This is a genomic window from Taklimakanibacter albus (genome assembly GCF_016595235.1).
Taxonomy (GTDB): domain Bacteria; phylum Pseudomonadota; class Alphaproteobacteria; order Rhizobiales; family Aestuariivirgaceae; genus Taklimakanibacter; species Taklimakanibacter albus.
In genome coordinates, this window is the sequence record NZ_JAENHL010000008.1 from 1 (window position 1) to 22,277 (window position 22,277).

The window sequence follows — 22,277 nt, forward strand, 5'->3', positions numbered from 1 at the left end:
CAGTCGCTCAGGCTCGCCACCGGCGTCCTCACCTCGAACGACGTCGACGGCGCCAAGCGGCTGGTCGAGCAGAAGGACGCCTTCCGGGCGCTCGAGCACAAGATTATCGAGGAGCATTTCCGCGAAAGCGGCAAGGCCAAAGGCGCCTCCCTGCGCAAGAGCGCGCTCTTCGTCGATATCATCCGCGACCTGCACCGGATCAACTCACATATCGTCTCCGCCGCCTATCCCATCATCGAAGCAGCGGGACTCCTGCGCGATTCCCGTATAAAATCTGAGAAGAAAACAAAGTGAGTGGCGTCGTGAAGTTCATCCAAGTGAGCGACCTGCATCTGGTTCCCAAGGGCGACAAGCTCTGGGGGCTCGATCCGTTTGCCCGCCTCGAGGCCTGCCTCAACGACATCATCCAGTTCCACCGCGACGCCGCCTTCGTAGTGATCAGCGGCGATCTCGCCGAGCGCGGCGAAGTCCTGGCCTATCGCCAGCTGAAAGCGCGCCTCGCCGACTTCCCGATCGAGACGCATCTGATGCTCGGCAACCACGATGACCGCAGTCATTTCCAGTCGGTCTTTCCGGACGGCCCGCGCGACAAAGCGGGTTTCGTGCAAAGCGTGATCACACACGACAATGCCGTCTATCTCATGCTCGACACGCTGAAAGGTCCGCCCTCCTCGGCCGGGCTCTATTGCGACCAACGCAAGGCCTGGCTGAAAAAGGAGCTGGCCCGGGCCGGCAAGCGGCATGTCTATCTCTTCATGCATCATCCGCCCTTTTCGATCGCGCATGATCTCATGGACCTCATCATGCTCGATGACCCGGAGGAGTTCCTGACCCTCCTGCCCAAGGACCAGGTGCGGCACATCTTCTTTGGCCATGCCCATCGCCCGATCAGCGGCCAGTTCCACGGCATGAGCTTCTCGGCGCCCCCGAGCCTCGTCCATCAATTACCGCTGGTCGGAGGTTCAGTGCCGACGATCTATAGCGATGAGCCGCCGATGTATGCGGTGGTCCATGCCGGACCCGATAAAGTGCTCGTGCATATGGATGCATTCCTCAACCGCAAGCCCGCCGAAATGGCGCCCGAGGCGGAACGCGGGACCTGGTACTGACTGCGCAAAATTTGACTTTAGGTGATATTGCTGCAAGCATTCCGGACGTTCCAATCGGAGTGTCCCGTGAACAATAAGATCTTCCTCGGCGCCTTTATGATGTTCGGATCTCTGCTCGCAATGAATGACGTGACATTCGCCGCCGAATGCAAAGCGGTGCTGCTCGGCAAATCGAACGGGATGCATATCGTCAAGGAGATGGCTCAGATCGCGGCACGCGGCGTCTGGAAGACAACCGCAAACGCCAAGTACGGATCTGACTGGTCTTCCTGGAGCAACGCCCAGTCCAAAAGCCTGAAATGCGATCGCATCGGCACGAAATATCAATGCACCGCCAGTGGCAGGCCCTGTCATTAAGCGAAGCGGTTCTCGCTTTTCCTGATCAGGCCGGCTGCGGGGTCGCGTCTGCGGGTGCCAGCTCACCGCGTTCGGCGAGCTTGGCGCGTTCGGCGATCCTGGCGCTGCGGCGCTCTTCCCGTCGCTTCGCTACTTCATAGGCGATGGCGCCAAAAAGCGAGAGGCCGATGATGATGACGGCCAGCGCCGACAGAGCCGGCGTCGTGCCCTGCCTGACTTCGCCCGCCAGCACCGTCACCAGCGTCTTGTCGGCGAGGATGGCGAAGGTCGTCGTATTGTAGTTCTCGAAGGACGACAGGAAGGCGATGACCGCCGCCGACACCAGCGCCGGCCGGAGGAAGGGCAGCAAAATGTGCCAGAAGACCTGCGGATAGCTGGCGCCGAGATCGAGGGCGGCCTCCTCTTGAGCGCGGTCGAAGCGCTGCAGCCGCGCCATGATGATCAGGAGGCAGTAGGCCGAGATGAAGCTCGCCTGACCGAAGATCGACAGCATGATGCCCTTGTAGAACAGGCCGCGCGTGCCGGTCATTTCGGAGAAGTCGCGCCAGAAGATCACCGTCGAGATGCCGATGATGACGCCAGGGGTGAGCACCGGCGACACCGTCACCAGATAATAGAGCGAACGGGCGCGGTGATAGATCTGGTTCATCACGATCGCGGCGGCGAGCCCGACCGGCACCGACACGCAGATGACGCCGATACCGATGATGATCGAGTTCACCAGGCCGTCCATCATGGCGCGGTGATTCCACAATTTGACGAACCAGTTGAGCGTGAAACCCTCGAAGGGATAGGCGCTCGGGTAGCTCGGCGTGTTGAAGGCGGTGATGCTCATCACCATCAATGGCCCGAAGAGATAGGCGAAGAACAGCACGACATAAAAGCCGATCATCACCTTGATGATGCTTTGAGAGCTCATTTTATCGTCTCCCCAAGGCTGACCTTGAAGACCCGCAGCATCAGCATCACCAGCGCGATACAGCCGGCCAGCAGCAGGAAGGCGTAAGCGGCCCCCCGCGGCCAGTTGAAGGCCTGGAAGAAGAAATCGTAAACGATCGAGGTGAACCACAAGGTCTGGGGCCCGCCGAGGAACTGCGGTGCAGCGAGCGAGCCGGCCGACAGCATGAAGACCATGGTGCAGCCCGACGCGATGCCGGGCTTGGCATAGGGGACGACCACATCCTTGTGGATGCGCCACCAGGGGGCGCCCAGATCGCGCGCCGCCTCGATCTGGTTCTTGTCGAGGCTCTCGACCGCATTGTAGAGCGGGAACATCATCACCAGCAGATAGGCGTAGGACAGGCCGACATAGAGGCCGACATTGTTGCCGAGGAAATCGACCGGCGCGTCGGTCAGGCCCACCCCCATGAGCACCTGGTTGATCAAACCTTTGCTGGCGAGGAGAAGACGCAAGGAGAAGGCGCGCAAAATCTCGTTCACCCAATAGGGCACGATCAGCGCCAGCATCAGAAGGCGGACCTTCTGCACACTGCCGGCCTGCGCCATATAATAAGCGAGCGGATAGCAGATCGCGAAATTGAGCACCGTCACGGCGGCGGAAGCGGCAAGCGAGAAGAAGAAGGCCCAGAGATGGGTGGTGTTGACCTCGCCGTCGGTCGGCTGGATGAAGAAGGAGCGATATTGCTCGAGGGTCAGAATGTCCTTGGGGCCGCCGCGCTCGGCGGCGACGAGCTTCGGATGGAAGCTCTCCTGCACCATGTAGAGATAGGGCAATACGACGAGGAAAAGCGTCCAGAAGGCCACCAGCGCGATGAAGGTGACGCCGAGCACGGTGCCGTTGCGATCGAAGAAACCGCGATGCGTCGGGTCATGCGCGAGCCGCTTCTCATAATGCGCCATCACCATGAAGACGGCGATGACGAAAACCGGAATCAGATAGACGAACAGCCTACTCACGGGCCAGTTTCCCCTCCGGCAGCACCAGCCCGAGATCCGGATTGTAGGTGACCGAGGCTGTGCTTCCCTGCTCAGGAATCTCCACGCGCTCCAGGCGGCCGACCGTCAAGGTGATATCCTTCTTGTCGGCCCCTTTGAGGAAGATATGGCTCGCATTGCCCTCGAAAGCGACATTGAGCACCGTCGAGGTCACGGTCGCGTCCTTGGATCCTTCACCGACCCTGAGCGCTTCAGGCCTGACGAAAAGTATCGCCTTGTCGCCCTCCTTGACGCCATTGGGATTACGGCCGCGCAGCAGGCCGAAAGGCGTCTCGACAACAGCGCCCGTCCCGTCGGCCTTGGCGACACGTCCGGCAAAGGGATTGTTCTCGCCCACGAAGGAGGCGACGAAGGATGTCCTGGGCTCATCATAGACGGCCTTGCCGTCCCCCACCTGCTCGATCACGCCATTGTTCATGACGGCGATGCGGTCCGACATGGTCAGCGCCTCGCCCTGGTCGTGGGTGATGTAAATGAAGGTGATGCCGACGCGCTGCTGGATGGCGCGCAATTCGTTGCGCATATGCTGGCGCAGCTTGAGATCGAGCGCCGACAGCGGCTCATCGAGCAAGAGCACCTGGGGCTCGACGGCAAGCGCGCGCGCAATGGCGACGCGCTGCTTCTGGCCGCCCGACAATTCGCTCACCAATTTATCGCCCTGGCCCGGCAAGGCGATGAGATGGAGCAGTTCGTCGGCGCGCTTGCGGCGGTCGGCCTTGCTCATGCCGCGCACGCGCAGGCCATAGGTGATGTTTTCGGCAACCGTCATCAGCGGGAAGAGCGCCAGATTCTGGAAGATCAGCGCGGTCGGGCGCTTATTGGCGCCGATGCCGATCATGTCCTTCCCGGCAATGCGCACGGCACCTTCGGACGGGTCTAGGAAACCAGAAACGGTCCTGAGGATTGTCGTCTTGCCGCAGCCCGAAGGCCCCAGAAAGGAGAAGAACTCACCGCCCGCAATCTTGAGCGACGCCTCCTTTACGGCGGTAAACTGACCAAATCTGACGGTAACGCGATCAAGTTCGACGTCGGCACTCATCCCCTGCCCTATCCTGCAAGCCCTACCCGGATGCTTCTTTGCGAAGTCTATCTTGGCGCCAGTAAAAACCGTTCCGGCGCAACGGTCCAGAACAATTCTTCATCTGGACCATCGGATCGCACCCGATTGGGTGAGAATTTCTAACTTGATACGAAACCGGCCCCGACGAGGTCGACGGGGCCGGCGTTGCAGTGACTATCAAAGACCGATCAGGCGGCCTTGAACTTGTCCGCATACTGGCTGCGGATCTCGGCATACCAGGTCGGCTCCACCGGCCACGGCCAGAGGTTCTTGAGCGCATCGCCCGGGAAGGCTTCCTGGAAGATCTTCTTGGCGGCATCCGACAGCTTGGCGTCGGCGCCGGTGACGACCGGGTTGTAGCCCGAGCCTTCCGCGAGCTTGGCCGAGTAGTCCGGCGTCTGCAGGAAGTTGATGAACTCATAGGCCTGGTCGATATTCTTGGCCGACTTCATCAGGGACAGGCCGTCGACCCACGCAATGGCGCCTTCCTTCGGCGCCGTGTAGTTGACCGGCTTGCCTTCCTTCTTCAGCGAGATCGGCGGGCCGTCCCAGGTGAGGCCGATCCAAACATCGTTCTCCATCAGGCCCGACTTGGTGTTGTCGGCCGAATCCCAGAACTGCTTGACGAAAGCCTTGTTCTCGATGGCGAAGGCGAGGATCGGATCCCACAGCTTCTTGAAGCTGTCGACATCCTTGTAGCCGTCGCGCATGCGGTTGGACGGCATCTTGCCCGAGGCATCCCACCACAGGCCGATGCTGAGCAGGTAGGAATGCGGACGGCCCTGGACATGGCCCTTGACGCCTTCATCCCACAGCGAACCGTAGGAAATCTGCGCCGGGTCGCCCTTCCAGAGGTCAGTGCGATAAGAGATCGCTTCCGAACCCCAGACATGCGGCAGCCAGAAGAGACCGCCTTCCCATTCCCACAGCTCTTTCGCGCTGCCGAGCATGGACGGAATGATGTTGCCGATATTCTTCAGCTTGTTGGCGTCGTAAGGCGTCAGAACCGCAAGGTCCTTATATTGCGGGGCGCGGTTCATCGTCGGCTGGCAGAGGTCGAAGCCTTCGCCGCCGGTCGCCTGCAGCTTGTTGATCTGCTCTTCATTCTGCGAGAACGGTGTGGTGTTGACCTTGATGCCGGTCGCCTTCTCGAATTCAGGGATCACCGGATCGGGGAATTCGTCCGACCAGTTGAGAAGACTGAGCTCGCCCGACGAAGACCAGGCATGCTTGAGATAAAGGGGGCTGGTCAGTCCGACCGCTCCCACGGCAAGGCTTGCCTTGAGCAAGCCGCGGCGGCTCATCTGTGCGGCACGCACGAGATCCAAAGTCGCCTTTTTGGGATCGTATTTCGTCATCTGCTTCCTCCGAGGAGCCGCAGGACCATTCCCGCGGCCCGGTTTAACGCCCATCATTATTGGCCGGCAGGTCCGGCTTCTTCCTTGATTTCAGCGTAGTATGACGGCCCGATGACTATCGGGCAATGGGGTACGAAAGCCTGGCTCCATGCCAACCACGGCGCTGGCTCCTCAGCCCGTGCTTCGCGCCCTGAGCACCCCGTGACGCCATTTGGACAGCGGCAATGTCGCCACATAAAGGAGAGCGATCACCAGGAGTGTCGCCCATGGCCAATAAAGCAAGCCGAACGCAGCAAGGCCGACCAGCGCCACCGGCGGCAGGAGCATGAGGCGCGAAGCTTTGCGGCCCAAGGACTTGCCCGAAAAGGTCGGCCAGGTGCTGATCATCAGGAACGCCACGGCGGACGTGACGAAGAGCGCCACCAGCGAAGCCTGTCCATTGTCGAGGAGACCTGCGAATTCGGCCAGCATCGGGCTCAGCGCCAGGAAAGCGCCGCCCGGCGCCGGGACGCCGGTGAAATAATTCGCCGTCCAGGCCGGGGCCGATGCGTCATGCGCCATCACATTGAAACGGGCGAGCCTGAGCGCGCAGCAGGTGCCGAGCGCCAGACAGGGCAGCCATCCTGCTATACCGAACTGGCCGAGCCCCCAGTTGTAAAGAATGAATGCAGGTGCAGCGCCGAAGCTCACCACATCGGCGAGCGAGTCGAGCTCGGCGCCGAAACGCGAAGCGGTGCCGGTGAGGCGCGCGATGCGGCCGTCGCAGGCGTCGAAAAGCGCGGCGAGGATGACCGACAGCACGGCGAGCTCCGGCCTCCCCTCGGCGGCGAGCAGCAGCGCCGTCATGCCGGCGCACAAAGCGGCGGCGGTGAAGAGATTGGGCAGGATGAAGCGGAGATCGTGCTCGCTCTTGCCCAGCTTGCGGGAGAGAACTCTCATTGGCTGACACTCTGGGCCAAAGCGGGTGTGCGGGGACGCAGCGCCATGGCCTCGGGCTCACGATAATCCTTGGCGAGGTCGATCGGATGCCAGAGCACGTCCTTGGAGAACATGCCGAAGATGTCGCCGCTCGAGAAAGCCGGATCACCCTTGGGTGAGGTGAACAGCGACTCGTTGTAATATTGCGCGATGTCGTTGCGACGGTAGCCCATCATCTCCAATATGCCCGGCGCGATGGTGAAGTGGCTGGCGCGCAGATGGCCCGCCTTGGCGCCGGTTTCGAGCTCATGGCGCATTGTCGGATCGCTGGCGAAAGCGAGCAGCGGCACCAGACCCTCGCGCGGATTGGCGTTCTCGATGGTGCAGTGGGTGAGCTTGCCCTCGGCGATCGCCTGGCCATGATCGGACGTATAGACCACCGCCAGATTGCTGAGATCGACCTCCTTGAAGAAGCGCACGAAGAACTGATCGACCGACCAGGCGATCGAGTTGCGGTAGGACGCCATGCGATGGGTCTTGTCCTCGAACGAGGCTTCGGTGCCGTCTTCGGTCATGGTCGGGCCGAAGATCACGCGGTCCTTGGGATAGGTTGCGTCATAGGGGAAATGCGCGCCATTCTTGTTGGCATAGAGGAACACCGGCTGGTCGCCCTTGGTCTCCTCGGCGATGATCTTGATGAGCTCGAAATCGGCCTGCTCGGGCGGCACGTTGTTCAGCGACACATAACGATCGATGTTGCGCGCCTCATTGACGGTCATGAAATTGGTGAGCCGGCTCGGGTCCTTGACGACGGCGCCCTGGGCATCGACGAAGACGGTGCGATAGCCCGCCTTCTTGGCATAGCTCCAGATGAACGGGCTCTCATTGATGCTGACGGTGAGATCGTCGCGCCGGGCGCCGCTGCGCAGGATGACATTCGAGTAATGGCTGCAATTGCCGCCCGAGGCCGCCGGGCCGAAATCGACGAAATTTGCCTTGAGCGCCGGCAGGTCCGGCGTGAAGGAATTGCCGGCGGTGAAATCGAGATAGTCGGCGCGTACGCTTTCATCGACGAGGAAGATGATGCTCTTCACCCGCTTCTGCGGGTCGGGCGTCCAGGCGACCTCGCCACGGGCATGGGCTCCCTGGGTGGCGACCTTGGTCGCGGCGACGGCCGCGACGGAGAGCGGGGCGAATTGCCGGGGCAGAGCCTGATAGCCGCCGCCCGATTTCATAAGCACGATGCCGGCGATGGCGGCGAAAGGCAGGATCGGCAGAAGCGCCAGCCGGCGGGTCCAGACCGTGGCGCGCGCGGAAGACAAGGGGGCGGAGAAGCCCATGGCCACCAACCCGGCGACGAAGACGAGGCCTGCCGTGTGCAGAAGCTGAACCCCATAGAAATCCGCCGCCCGGCCGGCCTCGTGGCGGGCGTTCCACAACGAGACAAAGTCGAAGACGGAGAAATCCGACCCGCTGATGGCGTAATAGGCAGCGGCAAAGGCGGCGGTCGCCGAGAAGACCAGGGCCCAGCCGAGCCGCCAGGGCCAGCGCGGATGGAAGGCGGCGGCGAAGATCGCCACGACGGCAATGAGCCAGATGCCGATGAAACCAACCAGGGTGTCGTAGCGGGTCTGCCCCCAAAGGAGCTGGATGCGTCCCAGGAAACCGACATTGGTGAAGATGATAAACGCTGAAACCAGGGCCAGTTTGAGCCACAGCCGGTAATTGCGCATCGAGCCTTCCTCCCGCCCGGCGTGCCAAATGACGGCCGGGTAACAGTTTTGATACAGCTGGATGACGGCATAGCAAAGAAGGGGCCACCTGCCCTTCCCGCCATGCTAGGGAAGTGAAGGACGCGTTAAGGACGAGGATAGTTAAGAGTGCAGATCGGCTTTGATGATCTCGCCACCACAGCCGCGGGGCTGTTGCAGAAGCACGGCGAGACGGAACTCGCGCAAGACATCGGCTGGGCTTGCGCCTGGCTCGAAGCCTGTTCCTATCCGGGCCTCACCCTCCTCTTCGAGGCGCTCGATACGACGCCTTCGGAAGCCCGCCACCCCACTCTCGAACCCGACGTGCTCGGCCTCGATCTCCAGAACATTTCCTGTGTCTTTCTGGCGCCCCGGATCGACCGGCTGGTGGCCGAGCGCGGCCGGCTGTTCCTGCGCAATGTGCGGCACGGGCTCTATCTGGTGCCCTTCTCGGTCAGGGCCAATATCGGCATCGGCTGCCCGGTCGACCCGTCCTTCGCTTTGGGCGGCGAGCGGAGCAAGAATCCATATGAGGAGAAGCTGGTCCTGGCGCGCCAGAGTGGCATCGCCGTGGACGAAGTGCTTTGGGCCAGGGCGACGGGCTGAGCACCGGCCAACATTAAATTGCAGAAGGCCGCCCTCTCATCAATTGATCGGGAAAAGACCGATGGCCATATCGTTTGAGCATGGCTCGGCGCCCTTATCGGGACGGCGTCAGCGGGTCGCCCGCCTGCAAGGAGCCTCACATGTCTGACAGACCCGTCGAAAACCGCTTCTCCCCCACCGCTGATCGTCACCGCCGCGTCGCCCTCGGCGTCAGCGAAGGAGAGCTTGCCAACGAATCCGGCCTCACGGTGGAAGAATTGCGCGCCTATGAGGCGCGCGGCGCCGACAGCTATGACGTCACCCTTCATTTGCGGATCAGCCAGATCCTCGACCGGTTCGAGCGTCGCCAGAAGGGCCTGACGGGTTACGGACTCATCTAAATAGTCGGCCACAGGCGCCGAAATCGCCCCGCTGCACAAGTGACTTGAATTCATACCATTCGTACGGTATGTACTTATCATGTCCCGCCCGACGAAACATCACCCCGAACGCGGCAATGCCCGCCCCCGCCTCCTCGACGTTGCGCTCGGGATGATTCGGCTGAAGGGTTTTGCCGCGACATCGGTCGATGATCTCTGCCAGGCGGCCGCGGTCACGAAGGGCTCGTATTTTCATCACTTCAAAAGCAAGGACGAATTGGGCGTGGCGGCGGCCGAGCATTGGGCCGAAACGACGACCGCCTTCTTTGCCGAGGCCCCCTATCATCTGCCGAAAAATCCGCTCGATCGGATCCTCGCTTATGTGGCCTTCCGCAAGTCGATAATCGTGGGAGCGTTGCCGGAATTCACCTGCCTGGTCGGCACGATGGTCCAAGAGGTCTATGCGAGCTCTCCAGCCATACGCGATGCTTGTGCGGCGAGCATTTTCGGCCATGCCGCAACGCTCGAACCCGATATCCGCGCCGCCATGAAGGAACGGAATATCTCAGGCTGGACGGCCGAAAGCCTGGCGCGCCACACGCAGACCGTGATCCAGGGCGCCTTCATCCTCGCCAAGGCCGGAAACAGCCCGGAATTGGCGCGCGAAAGCCTCGATCACCTCGAACAATATATCCGCCTTCTTTTCGGATGCCCCAACAAGGAAGTGAGCTCGCCATGACACAGATCACACAACTCGCCTGCACGTGCGGACAGGTTCATATCGCCGTGGAGGGCGCGCCGATCATCAGCACCGAATGTCATTGCAACAGCTGCCGCGCGGCGGGTGAAAGGCTGCGGCATCTGCCGGGCGCCTCGCCCTATCTGCAGCCCAATGGCGGCACGCATTTCGTCCTCTATCGCAAGGACCGCATCCGCTTCCTCAAAGGCGCCGAGCTGCTCCGGGATTTCCATCTCGCGGCCGACGCCACCACGCGCCGGGCGGTTGCCGGCTGCTGCAATACGCCGGTCTTTCTTGAATTCAAAAACGGTCACTGGCTCAGTCTCTATGCCAGCCTGTGGCCGGAAAACAGCTTGCCGGCGCTGGAATTGCGGACGATGACGAGCGACCTCCCGGCGGAAGTCACGCTCGGCCACGATGTTCCGAGCGGAACACGGCCAACTCTCGTCTTCTATGCGAAGCTCCTCGCCGCCTGGATCGCCATGGGGTTGCGGACGCCCAATATTCCGGTCAATACACGGCTCAATGCCTGATCGATCCGGGTCCAGCCGGACAAGTTTGCAAGGGCTTGAGGCAAAGGCTAGAAGCGGGCTCCTTTTTTCCTTGGAGTCGCTCATGGCCGGGCCGTTACAGAATATCCGCGTTCTCGATCTCACCCGGGTGCTGGCCGGCCCGTGGTCGACCCAGATCCTGGCCGATTTCGGCGCCGAGGTGATCAAGATCGAGAAGCCCGGCGAAGGCGACGACACGCGCGGCTGGGGCCCTCCTTTCCTGACCAATCCCGACGGTTCGCGGGGTGACGCCGCCTATTACCTCTCCGCCAATCGCGGCAAACAGTCGGTCGCCATCGACATGGCAAAGCCCGAAGGCCAGAAGCTCCTGCAGGATCTCGCCCGCAATTCCGATGTCGTCATGGAGAACTTCAAGGTCGGCGGCCTCAAGAAATACGGCCTCGATTATGAGAGCCTGAAGGCGATCAACCCCAAGCTCATCTATTGCTCGATCACCGGCTTCGGCCAGACCGGACCTTATGCCCAGCGCGCCGGTTATGACTTCATGATCCAGGGCATGGGCGGCATCATGTCGATCACCGGCCAGCCTGACGGCACGCCCGGCGCCGAACCGGTCAAGACCGGCGTCGCCTTTGCCGATGTCTTCACCGGCCTTTACGCTACGATCGGCGTACTCGCCGCCCTGCATCACCGCGACAAGACCGGCGAGGGCCAGTATCTCGACCTGGCTTTGCTCGACTCGCAGGTGGCGGTGCTCGCCAATCAGGCGCTCAATTTCCTGGTCGGCGGCAAGGCGCCGAAACGCCTCGGCAATGCCCATCCCAATATCGTGCCCTACCAGACCTTCGCCACGGCGGATGGCTTCGTCATCATCGCGGTCGGCAATGACCGGCAGTTCCGCGAATATACGAAGATCGCCGGTGTCCCGGAGGTCGCACAGGATCCGCGTTTCCTGACCAATAGCGACCGGGTCGGCAATCGCGAGGCGCTCATCGCCCTCCTCGTCGAACCGATGAAGCAGCGCAAGACGGCGGAGTGGATCGCTGCTTTGGAAGCCGCGGCGGTCCCCTGCGGGCCGATCAACACCATCGACCAGGTCTTCGCCGATCCGCAGGTCGAGGCCCGCGGCCTCAATGTCACTCTGGCGCGCGCGGACGGCACCAAGACGCCTGGGGTCGCCAATCCGGTCCGTTTCTCGGCGACGCCGATCGAGTATTCGACAGCTCCCCCGGCGCTTGGCAACGCGACCGAAGAGGTCCTGCGCCGGGTCCTCGGGCTTACGCCGGAGCAGGTCGGCAAGCTTCGGGATTCGGCCTCCATCGGGTAAATGTCGTTTTCGGACGGACTCACCTTTCAAGGACAGCGCATAGACCACCACATGGCGAACCTCATTATTACCTACTGGCGCGACATCCCCTCCGCCGTCTCGGTCAAGGCCGGACGCAAGGAGGAGAAGCGCATGCTGGCCGACCGCTTCCAGGAAGCCATCGACATGGCCGCCATGCGCGGCGGCGCCTCCGACACCGACGCCTATCTGGCCGACTGGCGGCGCGCCGAACCGGTGCCGGTCGGCGATGATCTCGCCGCCGAGGTCGACAAGGCCAAGGCCGATATCGAACAAACCTATGACAAGGAACGGCTCAAAGCCCTGATCGCCAATGGCGGCACGGCCAAAGCCTGATTTTCAATCCGTTCTTCGAGGACCTCAATGACCCAGACCCTCATCGCTTCCGAAAAAAAGTCCTTCCTGATCGGCTTCGACCGCCCCTTCTGCGTCATCGGAGAGCGCATCAACCCGACCGGGCGCAAGAAGCTCGCCGCGGAAATGCAGGCGGGTAATTTCGAAACTGTCATCAAGGACGCGCTGGCGCAGGCGGAAGCCGGCGCCAATATCCTCGACGTCAATGCCGGCGTCACCTCGGTCAATCCCAATGAAACCGAGCCGCCGCTGCTCAAGCAGACCATCGAGATCGTGCAGTCGGTGACCGATCTGCCTTTGTGCATCGATTCATCGGTGACGGCGGCGCTGAAAGTCGGCCTCGAAACCGCCAAGGGCCGGCCGCTGGTCAATTCGGTGACCGGTGAGGAAGAGAAGCTCGAGGCCATTCTGCCGCTCGTCGCCAAATATAATGTGGCGGTGGTCGCCATCTCCAATGACGAGACCGGCATCTCGGAAGATCCGGATGTGCGCTTCGAAGTGGCGAAGAAGATCGTGCAGCGCGCCGCCGATTACGGCATCAAGCCGGAAGACGTCGTCGTCGATCCGCTGGTGATGCCGATTGGCGCCATGGGCACGGCCGGCCAGCAAGTGTTCCGCCTGGTGCGGCGCCTGCGCGAGGAGCTGAAAGTCAACACGACCTGCGGCGCGTCGAATATCGCTTTCGGCATGCCGAACCGGCGTGTGCTCACCGGCTATTTCCTCGCGATGGCCGCCTCGCACGGTATGACCTCGGCGATCATGAACCCGCTGCATGACGAAGACATGCATGCGATCCTGGCCGCCAATGTCCTCAACGGCACCGACCGGAACTGCAAAGTATGGACGAACAAGTTCCGCGAAATGTCAGTCCCCGCGGCGGTGTCACAGGCGGTCGGCGACGGATTGCCCGGCGCTTCCGCTGAAGATGTCGAACGCCGTCGCGCCCGCGAGGAGCGCCGGCGCCGGCGCGGATAAACGACATGGCAGATACGACGCCTGACGATGCATTGATCGTCTTCACGCCCTCCGGCAAGCGCGGGCGCTTCCCCATCGGCACGCCGGTGCTGCAGGCGGCGCGCTCGCTCGGCGTCGATATCGATTCCGTCTGTGGCGGCCGCGCCATTTGCGGGCGCTGCCAGATCACCATCGGCGAAGGCGAGTTCGCCAAGCATGGCATCCGCTCCACGGCGGCGCATCTCTCCGAATTCTCCGCCGTCGAGAAGCGCTATGACGACAAGCGCGGGCTCCTCGCCGGGCGGCGCCTCTCCTGCCAGACCAAGCTCCTGGGCGACGCCGTCATCGACGTGCCGCCCGAGAGCCAGGTGCACAAGCAGGTGGTGCGCAAACGCGCCGAGGCGCGTGCCATCGACATGAATCCGGCCACCCGCCTCTATTTCATCGAGGTGGAAGAACCCGACATGCACAAGCCCTCCTCCGATCTCGAGCGCGTCTATCGCGCTCTGGCGGAGCAGTGGAACGTGGCCGACGTATCGTGCAATCTCACCATCATGCAGAACCTGCAGAAGGTGCTGCGCCAGGGCGAATGGAAGATTACCGTAGCGGTCTTCTCGCGACCGGCGAGCGGAAGCAACATCATGACCGCGATCTGGCCGGGCTTCCACGACAAGGCCTTCGGCCTTGCCGTCGATGTCGGCTCGACCACCATCGCGGCACATCTGTGCAGCCTGTCGACGGGCGACGTCGTTGCGTCTTCCGGCCTCATGAATCCGCAGATCCGCTTCGGCGAGGATCTGATGAGCCGCGTCTCCTATGTGATGATGAATCCGGGCGGCGAGAAGGAAATGACGGCCGCGATACGCGAGGCGCTCAACACACTTGCCGCGCAAGTCGCCACCGAAGCCTCGATCGACAAGACCGACATTCTCGAAGCCGTGCTGGTCGGGAATCCGGTCATGCATCACCTCTTCCTCGGCATCGACCCGACCGAGCTCGGCGGCGCCCCCTTCGCGCTCGCCACCGGTCTCGCGGTGACACGGCCCGCCAAAGAGCTGGATCTGCAGCTCAATCCCGGCGCCTATGTCTACGTGCTGCCCTGCATCGCAGGCCATGTCGGCGCCGATACGGCGGGTGTCGTATTGTCGGAATCGCCGCAATATTCCGAAGACAACATGCTCATCGTCGATGTCGGCACCAATGCCGAGATCGTGCTCGGCTCGAAGAACCGCCTGCTCGCCTGCTCGTCGCCGACCGGCCCCGCTTTCGAAGGCGCCCAGATCACTTGCGGACAACGCGCCGCGCCAGGCGCCATCGAGCGCATCCGCATCGACCCCGTCACCCTCGAGCCGCGCTATCGCGTGATCGGCTCCGAGCTGTGGTCGGACGAGCCGGGCTTCGAGGAAGCGGTCGCCTCGACCGGCGTCACCGGCATTTGCGGTTCCGGCATCATCGAGGTGATCGCCGAGATGTATCTCGCCGGCATCATCAACCAGGATGGCCTGGTCGATGGCGGCATGGCGGAGAAATCCCCCCGTATCCGCCCGCATAAGCGCACCTTCACCTATGTGGTGCGCGAGGGCGAGCCGTTCATCTCGATCACCCAGAACGATGTGCGCGCCATCCAGCTCGCCAAGGCGGCGCTGTACGCCGGCACCCGGTTGCTGATGGACAAGCTCGGTATCGAGCATGTCGACCGTATCCGCCTCGCCGGCGCTTTCGGCAGCCATATCGATGTCAAATTCGCGATGATCCTCGGCCTCATCCCCGATTGCCCGCTCGACAAGGTGCAGTCGGCCGGCAATGCGGCGGGCACGGGCGCGCGTATCGCGCTCCTCAATGCCAAGGCGCGCGACGAGATCGAGCATGTGGTGCGGCGGATCGAGAAGATCGAGACGGCGGTCGAGCCCTTGTTCCAGCAGCATTTCGTCGAGGCGATGGCGATCCCGCACAAGACGGCCTTCTTCGCCAATCTCGCCAAGGAAGTGAAATTCCCCGAGCCCAAGACCATCATCCCGCTCGAATCGGATGGCAGCGAAAGACGCAAGCGTCGGCGGAGTTAGTCCCTCTCGATCTGAGAAGTGCCCAACTCACTGCGTCGCCAGGATGACGGCGCCACGCCGGTCGAGCGCTTGAACTCGCGGCTGAAATGATAGACGTCGCAGAAGCCGCAGAGCTCGGCCACTTGCGCGAGACTTCGGCCGGCAACCATCAGCGACTGCGCCTGCATCAATCTTTCGCGGATGAGCCATTGCCTCGGGCTGGCGCGCAGATGCTTGCGGAACAGGCGGCGGATCTGCGACGGCCCCAGTCCTGATACCGCGCTCAGATCCTCCGCCTCCCAGGCGAGGCTGAGATTTCCGCGCATTGCAGTGATCGCCTGGGCGAGCGCCGGCGGGAGCTCGCGCGGCCCGCTGCCGGCGAGACCGCGATCGATCATCGAGAGAAATTCCGCCACCAGCTGGTTCAGCCTCAGATCGAGCCCCGGCTCGCGCCGCCTGAGCGCCGTGAAGAGACGATCGAACCAGGGGACGAGATTGACGCTTTCGGCGAGCGTCGCGCGCGGAAATCCATCGCCGAACAGCTTGCGGCGCAAAGCCGGGAGGTTGGGCCCATCGAGCCTGAACCACAGCAAGGTCCACGGCGCCTTACGGTCGGCGAAATGGCCATGGCGCTCTTCATTGGCGATCCAGACGAGTTGGCCTGGGCGGATCTGTACCCGCTCGCCCAAGGTTTCCACGATGCCGGCGCCCGAGAGACAATAAAGAATGTCCTGCCCCGGATGGGCCGCCCGCAGGACCCGGTAATCGGGAGCGGCCTTGACCTTCCCGGCCCGCAGAACACTCGCCGCGGCCAAGGTCCAACCGGGCTCCGGCACATAATGAAGGTTCTCGAAGAAGGTCGTCTCGGACATGCGCGTTTTATACAAAGAATGGACTCCTTTGTCCATTTCCAGCCCGCAAATGCGGACTTAGGATTGCGCTCAACAGTTCAAAGCGTACAGCAAATCAAGATCGAAACCCGACCTTTGGCAGTGATCCAATTCAGGCCTGTTTCGTTCATGAATGGGAGAGAAAGAATGCTGGGATTGACCGCGCAAGAAGCCAAGGATTATGCGCGCGACGGCTATATCATCCGCAAGGGCCTCTTGAGCCAGGACGAGGTCGCCGATTTCCGCGATCACGCGCGCAAGCAGCTCGAGGCCGAGAAGGCCTCCGGGGCCATCATGGCCAAGGGCGACAAGGAGGGCAAAACCACCCTTCTCAAGATGTGGACCAAGGCCGAGGACGACAAATACGGTCTCCTGGCGCGCGATGAGCGCATGGTCGGTCTCGCCGAAGGCGCGGTGGGCAAGCCGATCTATCTCTATAGCCACAAGATGACGATGAAGCAGCCGCATGAAGGCGGCGCCTGGGAATGGCACCAGGATTTCGGCTACTGGTACAATTACGGCTGTCTCGCCCCCGACATGATGAGCATCTATATCGCGCTCGACAAGGCGACGCGGGAGAATGGCTGCCTGCAGGTGCTCAAAGCGACACACAAGCTCGGCCGTCTCAATCACATCCGCGAAAACGACCAGACCAATGTCGAGCAGGAACATCTGGAAGCCGCGCTGAAGCGCTTCGAGCATATCTATGTCGAGATGGAAGCGGGCGACGCCCTGGTGTTCGACGGCAACCTGCTGCATCGCTCGGACGCCAACCGCTCCGATACCTATCGCTGGGGCTATATCTGCTCCTACAACGCCGTCGAGAACGCGCCGTTCAAGAAGGTGCGCGAATACGGCAATTTCGACGAGATGAAAAAAGTGCCGGCGGGCTCGTTCCGTAAGGCATCGTGAATTTGAAGCCGGACGGCGACGTCCGGCTTTTAACATAAAGGGCCCGACGGGGCCCGATGGGAGGACAGGATGACCGACACGGTCAGGACCGGTGCGCGCGCACCTGCCATGGACCGCTTTTCGTTGCCGGGACTGTTGCGCGCGCGCGAAACAGGCGTGTTTCTCGCGCTCGTGGTTCTATGCCTGTTCCTCACCTTCGCCACTGACGGCTTCCTGACCTCGGTCAATCTGCTCAATGTGGGCCGGCAGATCTCGCTGCTCGGCATCATGGCGGTCGGCATGACCTTCGTGCTGATCTCGGGCGAGGTCGATCTTTCGGTCGGGTCGAATTATGCGCTCTCCGGCCTCGCGACCGGCATGCTGATCATCGCCGGCTGGGGTCTCGTTCCCGCGCTGTGTGTCGGTCTCGTCACCGGCATGACGATCGGCCTCATCAACGGCGTGCTGTCGACCTATGGACGGCTGCCCTCGCTCATCGCGACGCTCGGCATGCTGTCGGTGGTGCGGGGCTCCGCCCTCATCCTCACCAACGGCCAGCCGGTCACGGTCAATGTGCGCAACGGCGCCGATCCGGGCGTGCTCGAGATCTTCAGCTTCATCGGCCAGGGCTATCTCTTCGGCATCGTGCCGATGCAGCTCGTTTTCTTCATCCTGATCGCCGCTCTCGCCTGGGTGGTGCTTTCCTGCACAAATTTCGGTTTCCGTGTCTTCGCCGTCGGCGGCAGCGCCAAGGCGGCGCGCGTCTCCGGCATCTCGATCAACAGCGTCAAGATCTGGGCCTTCGTGCTGATGGGCGCGCTCGCCGCCTTCGCCGGCATATTGAGCCTCGCCTTCCTGCCGAGCGGCCAGGCGGGACGCACCGGCCTCGGCCTCGAGCTCGACGTCATCGCCGCCACCATCGTCGGCGGCGCTTCGCTGTCGGGCGGTGAAGGCACCATCCTCGGCACCATTCTCGGCGTGCTCATCATCGGCGTCATGCGCAACGGCCTCGTGCTGATGGGGGTCAACCCCTTCGTGCAGGAGCTGATGATCGGCCTCGTCATCATCATCGCCGTCGGGATCGACAAATGGTCGACCCGCCGGCGCGCCTGAAGACCAACCAACACGCGAATATCAAAGGGAGGACTATCCACATGAAACTCAGAAACGTCATTCTCGCTACAGCACTCTGCCTGCTGCCCCTGCAGCAGGCGGCGGCGGAATCGAAGCTCGCCGACTTCCCGCTGGCCGAACGCATCAAGGCCAAGGTCGCGGCCGGCCAGCCGCTCGACATCTATGTGTCCTATCACGATGTCTCGAATGAGTTTGCGCCCTTCATGAAGGCGGGCGTCGCGCGCGCCGCCGCCGAGGACAAGGTCAATGCCAACTTCATCGGCCCGGTGGGCGCCGATGCCGACGGCCAGATTAGCGAAATCGAGACGCTGATGGGCAAGATGGACGGCCTCGCCATTTCCTCGGTCTCGACCGACGCGCTGGCGCCGCTCATCGACCGCGTGCTCGCCGCCGGCATCCCGGTCGTCACCTTCAACACCGACAATCCGGACAGCAAGCGCCTCGCTTTCGCGGGCCAGGATCTCATCCAGTCGGGCCGCGAAGCCGGCGCCCTGATGGCGAAAACATTGAACGGCAAGGGCAAGGTCATCATCACCACGATCGACGCCGCCGCCCAATGGTCGATCGACCGCGAGAATGGTGCCCGCGAAGCCCTCAAGAAGGAAGCCGGCATTGAGGTCGTGCAGACCCTCAACACCGGCACCGATCCGCAGAAGATCTATTCGGCGATCGAAAACGCCATGCTGGCCAATCCCGATATCGACGGCATCCTGTCGCTCGAATGCTGCTCGACGCCGGCGGCCGGCACCTGGGTCGAACGCAACAAGGCCTCCGACAAGGTCAAGGTCGTGGGTTTCGATCTCCTCGACCAGACGGTGCAACTCGTCGAAAGCGGCAATATCCAGGCGACCATCGACCAGGCGCCGGAACGCCAGGGTTTTGAAGCGGTCAATCTCATCGTCAAATTCGTGAAGGGCGAGACGATCGACAATCTCGACACCGGTGTGGGCGTCTACACGAAGGACAATATCGGCGAAGTAACGAAGAAGTAAGGCGCTCCTACAAGCGACCTCTATGAACGCGTCAAATCCACAGACCGAGATCGTCAGGATCGCCGGGGTGACCAAGAGGTTCCCCGGCGTCCTGGCGCTCGACCGCATCAATGTCGCCTTCGCCGCCGGCGAGGTCCATGCCGTGATCGGCGAGAATGGCGCCGGCAAATCGACGCTGATGAACATCCTCGCCGGCGACCTGCAGCCCAATGACGGGCAGATCTTCATCGATGGCGCGCCCAGCGTCATCGCGACGCCTTTGGTGAGCCGCGCCCATGGCATCACTGTCGTCTATCAGGAGCTGGCGCTCTGCCCGACACTGAGCATCGCCGAAAACATCATGATGCCGGACATGGCGGCACGCTCCGTCGCGACGTTCGTGCCGCGCGACCAGATGCGGCGCGAGGCGCGCGCAGCGCTGGCCCGGCTCGGCATGGATCATCTCGATCCCGACACCAAGGTCGGCCGCCTCAGCGTCGCCGAAGCACAGCTCGTCGAGATCGCCCGCGCCATCCGCCAGAAAGCGCGCCTCCTGGTGCTGGACGAGCCCAATTCGGCGCTCTCCACCCGTGAAAGCGAAAAACTGTTCGAGATCGTGCGGCAGCTGCGCGCCGACGGCGTCGCCGTCATCTATGTCTCGCATCATCTCGATGAAGTGCTCGACCTCGCCGATCGCATTACAGTCATGCGCGACGGCCGCACCATCGAAACGATGATCAACGACAATGTCTCGCAGGACCGACTGATCCGCGCCATGGTCGGACGTGATCTCGGCTCGGCGCGGCCGTGGACTTTGCAGCAGAACTCCGCCGCCCATCCGGTCGTGCTCACGGTCGATGATCTTACCGCGCCCGGTCTCGACCAGGTCAACTTTACCGTGCGGGCCGGTGAGATTCTCGGGATCGGCGGCCTGCCCGATTCCGGCAAGGACCGTCTCGGCGACGTGTTGTTCGGTCTCATCCCGCGTAGTGGTAAGGTGACGATCGACGGCAAGGAGCTGCCGGCCGCCGCTCCCTCAGCCTCGATCCGTTACGGCATGGCTTATGTGCCGGCCGACCGGCGCGGCGCCGGCGCCCTCCTCACCATGAGCGTCGCCGACAATGTCGTCTCGGCCGCGCTCAAGAATTTCTCCGTTTCGGGTTTCCTGCGCCGCGCCCAGATCAAGCGCGAGGCGCGCGCCCAGGTGGCCCGCCTCGATGCCCGCATCTCGCATCTGGGCCAGAAGCTCGCGACCTTGTCGGGCGGCAATCAGCAGAAGATCATTCTCGGCCGCAGCCTCGTCACCAATCCGCGTCTCCTCGTGCTGCATGAGCCGACGCGTGGCATCGATGTCGGCGCCAAGGCCGAGATCTACCAGATCCTGCGCCAGATCGCCGGCGAAGGCGTCGCCATCATCATGATATCGTCGGAAATGCCGGAGCTGGTCATGAATGCCGAACGTGTGCTGGTAATGCGCTCAGGCCGGCTCAGCGAGGAGCTGAGAGGAGCCGACGTCAATGAAGAAGCCATCCTGGCCCGCGCCATGGCCTCGTGAGGACTAGAGAATGACGAAACCCAAGATCACGATTGTCGGCAGCTTCGCCGTGGGGCTCACCATGCGGGCGCCGAAACTGCCCATATTCGGCGAAACCATGCTGGGCACTGATTTCGACATGGGCCCCGGCGGCAAGGGCTCGAACCAAGCAGTCGCGACAGCGCGGCTCGGGGCAAAATCGTCGCTGCGCGCCATTCTGGGCACCGACAAGCTCGCCGGCATCGCCACCGATCTCTATGCGGCGGAAGGCGTCGACACCGAATTCGTGACCTCGCAGAGTGCGCGTGCCACCGGAGTCGGCTTCATCATCCTCAATGACAAGGGCGAGAATTTCATCATCCTCGATATGGGCACCAATGAGCTGATGGACGCCAAGTCGGTCGATATTGCAGAGGCCCGGATCGCCGAAAGCGATGTGGTGATGACCGTCCTCGAAGTGCCGACGGAAGCCGCAAGCCGCGCCATGGAGCTCGGCCGCAAACATGGCGCCCGAACCATCCTTAATCCGGCCCCGGCGCGCGCCTTGCCGCCCGAGATATTCGCTTCTGTCGATTATCTCACCCCCAATGAAAGCGAGTTGCGCATCCTGCTGGGACTTCCGGCGGACGATCCGCGTTCGTCGCGCGAGCTTGCGGCGGAGCTGCGGCGGCAGGGCGTGCGCAATGTCGTGGTGACGCTCGGCCGCCAGGGCGCCCTCATCCTCACCGACGATCTCGACCAGATGGTGCCGGCGGTGCCGGTCGATGTCGTCGACACCACGGGCGCGGGTGACGCTTTCAATTCCGGCTTCGCGGTAGCGCTCGCCGAAGGCCGCGACATCGTAAATGCGGTACGCTTCGGCGTCGTCTGCGGCGCCATCGCCTGCACCAAGCTCGGCGTGATCCCGAGCCTCGCTTACCGTGCCGAGGCCGACGCCATGTATGAAAAAGCCCGCAACAGCGTGTGGAAGGACAAGACATGAACCGCAACCGACTGCTCAATGCCGAACTCAGCCATGCCATCGCGCTGATGGGCCATGGCGATCTGATGATCGTCTGCGATGCGGGTTTCCCGATCCCCTCCTCGGCCTGGCGCATCGATCTCGCCATAGCACCAGACCTGCCCGATCTCGAAACGGTGCTGACGCCGATCGCCGCCAATCTCATCTGTGAGCGCGTCGGTTATGCCGACACCTTGCCGAAGCACAATCCGCGCCTCCTCGAAAAGGTGCAGCGCATCTTCAAGGGCGCCGATTTCGAAACGCCTAAGCATGAGACGATCCTGACCGAGATGGCGGCCAAGGCGAAGGTCATCGTGCGCACCGGCGCCTTCGATCCGTGGGGCAATATCCTGCTTTATTCCGGCGTCGACGTGCCGGCTTGGTTCTCCAAGGACGGCACGGTGCCGCCCGACTACTATGCCAAGAAGATGAAGTGA

At 62.5% G+C, this 22,277-nt stretch carries 24 protein-coding genes; 17 read left to right on the forward strand and 7 right to left on the reverse strand.

All coding sequences use genetic code 11. The features are described from left to right. The 3 genes from JHL16_RS22895 to JHL16_RS22905 form a co-directional block, all read left to right on the forward strand. On the forward strand, positions 1–294 hold a 294-nt coding region (locus JHL16_RS22895), incomplete at its 5' end, for a Na/Pi cotransporter family protein (RefSeq protein ID WP_200187239.1). 8 nt (positions 295–302) lie between these two features. Continuing rightward, entirely contained in the window at positions 303–1,109 is an 807-nt protein-coding gene (locus JHL16_RS22900; protein ID WP_200187240.1) for a metallophosphoesterase, read from the forward strand. A gap of 66 nt (positions 1,110–1,175) precedes the next feature. Further along, on the forward strand, positions 1,176–1,466 hold the full coding sequence (locus tag JHL16_RS22905; RefSeq protein ID WP_200187241.1) for a hypothetical protein: 291 nt from the start codon (positions 1,176–1,178) through the stop codon (positions 1,464–1,466). A gap of 25 nt (positions 1,467–1,491) precedes the next feature. On the opposite strand, the gene JHL16_RS22910 is transcribed toward JHL16_RS22905, so the two are convergent. The 6 genes from JHL16_RS22910 to JHL16_RS22935 all read right to left on the reverse strand — a co-directional run bounded on the left by JHL16_RS22910 (position 1,492) and on the right by JHL16_RS22935 (position 8,491). Next, the gene (locus JHL16_RS22910; protein WP_200187242.1) at positions 1,492–2,385 is read right to left on the reverse strand and encodes an ABC transporter permease; all 894 of its coding nucleotides are present in this window, start codon (positions 2,383–2,385) and stop codon (positions 1,492–1,494) included. Beyond that, complete coding sequence (locus JHL16_RS22915) at positions 2,382–3,383, reverse strand: ABC transporter permease (protein ID WP_348647264.1); 1,002 nt, start codon at positions 3,381–3,383, stop codon at positions 2,382–2,384. Before JHL16_RS22915 ends, JHL16_RS22910 begins: the two co-directional genes overlap by 4 nt. Further along, on the reverse strand, positions 3,376–4,461 hold the full coding sequence (locus JHL16_RS22920) for an ABC transporter ATP-binding protein (RefSeq protein ID WP_200187243.1): 1,086 nt from the start codon (positions 4,459–4,461) through the stop codon (positions 3,376–3,378). Before JHL16_RS22920 ends, JHL16_RS22915 begins: the two co-directional genes overlap by 8 nt. A 209-nt stretch (positions 4,462–4,670) precedes the next feature. Continuing rightward, positions 4,671–5,840 carry a substrate-binding domain-containing protein gene (locus JHL16_RS22925; protein WP_246771132.1) on the reverse strand — a complete coding sequence of 390 codons (1,170 nt, stop codon included), beginning with the start codon at positions 5,838–5,840 and terminating at the stop codon, positions 4,671–4,673. 171 nt (positions 5,841–6,011) lie between these two features. Continuing rightward, positions 6,012–6,779 carry a CDP-alcohol phosphatidyltransferase family protein gene (locus tag JHL16_RS22930; protein WP_200187245.1) on the reverse strand — a complete coding sequence of 256 codons (768 nt, stop codon included), beginning with the start codon at positions 6,777–6,779 and terminating at the stop codon, positions 6,012–6,014. After that, positions 6,776–8,491, reverse strand: a complete 1,716-nt coding sequence (locus JHL16_RS22935; protein WP_200187246.1) for a sulfatase-like hydrolase/transferase — start codon at positions 8,489–8,491, stop codon at positions 6,776–6,778. The genes JHL16_RS22930 and JHL16_RS22935 overlap by 4 nt, the downstream gene beginning before the upstream one ends. 147 nt (positions 8,492–8,638) lie before the next feature. Here JHL16_RS22935 and JHL16_RS22940 point away from each other — a divergent pair, with 147 nt between their 5' ends. From JHL16_RS22940 to JHL16_RS22975, 8 genes are all read left to right on the forward strand, one after another. Beyond that, complete coding sequence (locus tag JHL16_RS22940) at positions 8,639–9,115, forward strand: hypothetical protein (protein WP_200187247.1); 477 nt, start codon at positions 8,639–8,641, stop codon at positions 9,113–9,115. Positions 9,116–9,255: 140 nt separating this feature from the next. Beyond that, on the forward strand, positions 9,256–9,495 hold the full coding sequence (locus JHL16_RS22945; protein ID WP_200187248.1) for a hypothetical protein: 240 nt from the start codon (positions 9,256–9,258) through the stop codon (positions 9,493–9,495). 79 nt (positions 9,496–9,574) lie between these two features. Next, positions 9,575–10,213 (forward strand): TetR/AcrR family transcriptional regulator, encoded by a 639-nt coding sequence (locus tag JHL16_RS22950; protein WP_200187249.1) that lies wholly within the window; start codon positions 9,575–9,577, stop codon positions 10,211–10,213. Beyond that, entirely contained in the window at positions 10,210–10,746 is a 537-nt protein-coding gene (locus JHL16_RS22955; RefSeq protein ID WP_200187250.1) for a GFA family protein, read from the forward strand. The genes JHL16_RS22950 and JHL16_RS22955 overlap by 4 nt, the downstream gene beginning before the upstream one ends. A gap of 82 nt (positions 10,747–10,828) precedes the next feature. Beyond that, positions 10,829–12,052, forward strand: a complete 1,224-nt coding sequence (locus JHL16_RS22960) for a CaiB/BaiF CoA transferase family protein (RefSeq protein WP_200187251.1) — start codon at positions 10,829–10,831, stop codon at positions 12,050–12,052. Between the two features lie 51 nt (positions 12,053–12,103). Then, positions 12,104–12,406, forward strand: coding sequence for a virulence factor (locus JHL16_RS22965; protein WP_200187252.1), 303 nt, complete (start codon positions 12,104–12,106; stop codon positions 12,404–12,406). A 27-nt stretch (positions 12,407–12,433) separates the two neighbouring features. Then, positions 12,434–13,399, forward strand: coding sequence for a methyltetrahydrofolate cobalamin methyltransferase (locus JHL16_RS22970; protein ID WP_200187253.1), 966 nt, complete (start codon positions 12,434–12,436; stop codon positions 13,397–13,399). Between the two features lie 5 nt (positions 13,400–13,404). Next, positions 13,405–15,441 (forward strand): ASKHA domain-containing protein, encoded by a 2,037-nt coding sequence (locus tag JHL16_RS22975; protein WP_200187254.1) that lies wholly within the window; start codon positions 13,405–13,407, stop codon positions 15,439–15,441. On the opposite strand, the gene JHL16_RS22980 is transcribed toward JHL16_RS22975, so the two are convergent. Next, positions 15,438–16,292 (reverse strand): AraC family transcriptional regulator, encoded by an 855-nt coding sequence (locus tag JHL16_RS22980; protein WP_246771133.1) that lies wholly within the window; start codon positions 16,290–16,292, stop codon positions 15,438–15,440. The two genes, JHL16_RS22975 and JHL16_RS22980, sit on opposite strands and share 4 nt — an antisense overlap. A 165-nt stretch (positions 16,293–16,457) precedes the next feature. On the opposite strand from JHL16_RS22980, the gene JHL16_RS22985 reads away from it, so the two are divergent. From JHL16_RS22985 to rbsD, 6 genes are all read left to right on the forward strand, one after another. Continuing rightward, positions 16,458–17,222 (forward strand): phytanoyl-CoA dioxygenase family protein, encoded by a 765-nt coding sequence (locus JHL16_RS22985; protein ID WP_200187256.1) that lies wholly within the window; start codon positions 16,458–16,460, stop codon positions 17,220–17,222. Positions 17,223–17,291: 69 nt separating this feature from the next. Then, positions 17,292–18,314, forward strand: coding sequence for an ABC transporter permease (locus tag JHL16_RS22990; RefSeq protein ID WP_200187257.1), 1,023 nt, complete (start codon positions 17,292–17,294; stop codon positions 18,312–18,314). Between the two features lie 41 nt (positions 18,315–18,355). After that, a complete protein-coding gene (locus tag JHL16_RS22995) occupies positions 18,356–19,327 on the forward strand; it encodes a sugar ABC transporter substrate-binding protein (RefSeq protein ID WP_200187258.1) in 972 nt (323 codons plus the stop codon). A gap of 67 nt (positions 19,328–19,394) precedes the next feature. Then, positions 19,395–20,861 (forward strand): sugar ABC transporter ATP-binding protein, encoded by a 1,467-nt coding sequence (locus JHL16_RS23000; protein ID WP_348647269.1) that lies wholly within the window; start codon positions 19,395–19,397, stop codon positions 20,859–20,861. A gap of 10 nt (positions 20,862–20,871) precedes the next feature. Next, positions 20,872–21,822 (forward strand): ribokinase, encoded by a 951-nt coding sequence (locus tag JHL16_RS23005; protein ID WP_200187260.1) that lies wholly within the window; start codon positions 20,872–20,874, stop codon positions 21,820–21,822. Continuing rightward, positions 21,819–22,277, forward strand: a complete 459-nt coding sequence (gene rbsD / locus JHL16_RS23010; RefSeq protein WP_200187261.1) for a D-ribose pyranase — start codon at positions 21,819–21,821, stop codon at positions 22,275–22,277. The genes JHL16_RS23005 and rbsD overlap by 4 nt, the downstream gene beginning before the upstream one ends.

Bases quoted from the DNA above. Each gene is read 5' to 3' on its own strand.
- JHL16_RS22910 (WP_200187242.1), bottom strand. From the start codon at position 2,385: ATGAGCTCTCAAAGCATCATCAAGGTGATGATCGGCTTTTATGTCGTG.
- JHL16_RS22920 (WP_200187243.1), bottom strand. From the start codon at position 4,461: ATGAGTGCCGACGTCGAACTTGATCGCGTTACCGTCAGATTTGGTCAG.
- JHL16_RS22925 (WP_246771132.1), bottom strand. From the start codon at position 5,840: ATGACGAAATACGATCCCAAAAAGGCGACTTTGGATCTCGTGCGTGCC.
- JHL16_RS22930 (WP_200187245.1), bottom strand. From the start codon at position 6,779: ATGAGAGTTCTCTCCCGCAAGCTGGGCAAGAGCGAGCACGATCTCCGC.
- JHL16_RS22935 (WP_200187246.1), bottom strand. From the start codon at position 8,491: ATGCGCAATTACCGGCTGTGGCTCAAACTGGCCCTGGTTTCAGCGTTT.
- JHL16_RS22945 (WP_200187248.1), top strand. From the start codon at position 9,256: ATGTCTGACAGACCCGTCGAAAACCGCTTCTCCCCCACCGCTGATCGT.
- JHL16_RS22950 (WP_200187249.1), top strand. From the start codon at position 9,575: ATGTCCCGCCCGACGAAACATCACCCCGAACGCGGCAATGCCCGCCCC.
- JHL16_RS22955 (WP_200187250.1), top strand. From the start codon at position 10,210: ATGACACAGATCACACAACTCGCCTGCACGTGCGGACAGGTTCATATC.
- JHL16_RS22960 (WP_200187251.1), top strand. From the start codon at position 10,829: ATGGCCGGGCCGTTACAGAATATCCGCGTTCTCGATCTCACCCGGGTG.
- JHL16_RS22965 (WP_200187252.1), top strand. From the start codon at position 12,104: ATGGCGAACCTCATTATTACCTACTGGCGCGACATCCCCTCCGCCGTC.
- JHL16_RS22970 (WP_200187253.1), top strand. From the start codon at position 12,434: ATGACCCAGACCCTCATCGCTTCCGAAAAAAAGTCCTTCCTGATCGGC.
- JHL16_RS22975 (WP_200187254.1), top strand. From the start codon at position 13,405: ATGGCAGATACGACGCCTGACGATGCATTGATCGTCTTCACGCCCTCC.
- JHL16_RS22980 (WP_246771133.1), bottom strand. From the start codon at position 16,292: ATGTCCGAGACGACCTTCTTCGAGAACCTTCATTATGTGCCGGAGCCC.
- JHL16_RS22985 (WP_200187256.1), top strand. From the start codon at position 16,458: ATGCTGGGATTGACCGCGCAAGAAGCCAAGGATTATGCGCGCGACGGC.
- JHL16_RS22990 (WP_200187257.1), top strand. From the start codon at position 17,292: ATGACCGACACGGTCAGGACCGGTGCGCGCGCACCTGCCATGGACCGC.
- JHL16_RS22995 (WP_200187258.1), top strand. From the start codon at position 18,356: ATGAAACTCAGAAACGTCATTCTCGCTACAGCACTCTGCCTGCTGCCC.
- JHL16_RS23005 (WP_200187260.1), top strand. From the start codon at position 20,872: ATGACGAAACCCAAGATCACGATTGTCGGCAGCTTCGCCGTGGGGCTC.
- rbsD (WP_200187261.1), top strand. From the start codon at position 21,819: ATGAACCGCAACCGACTGCTCAATGCCGAACTCAGCCATGCCATCGCG.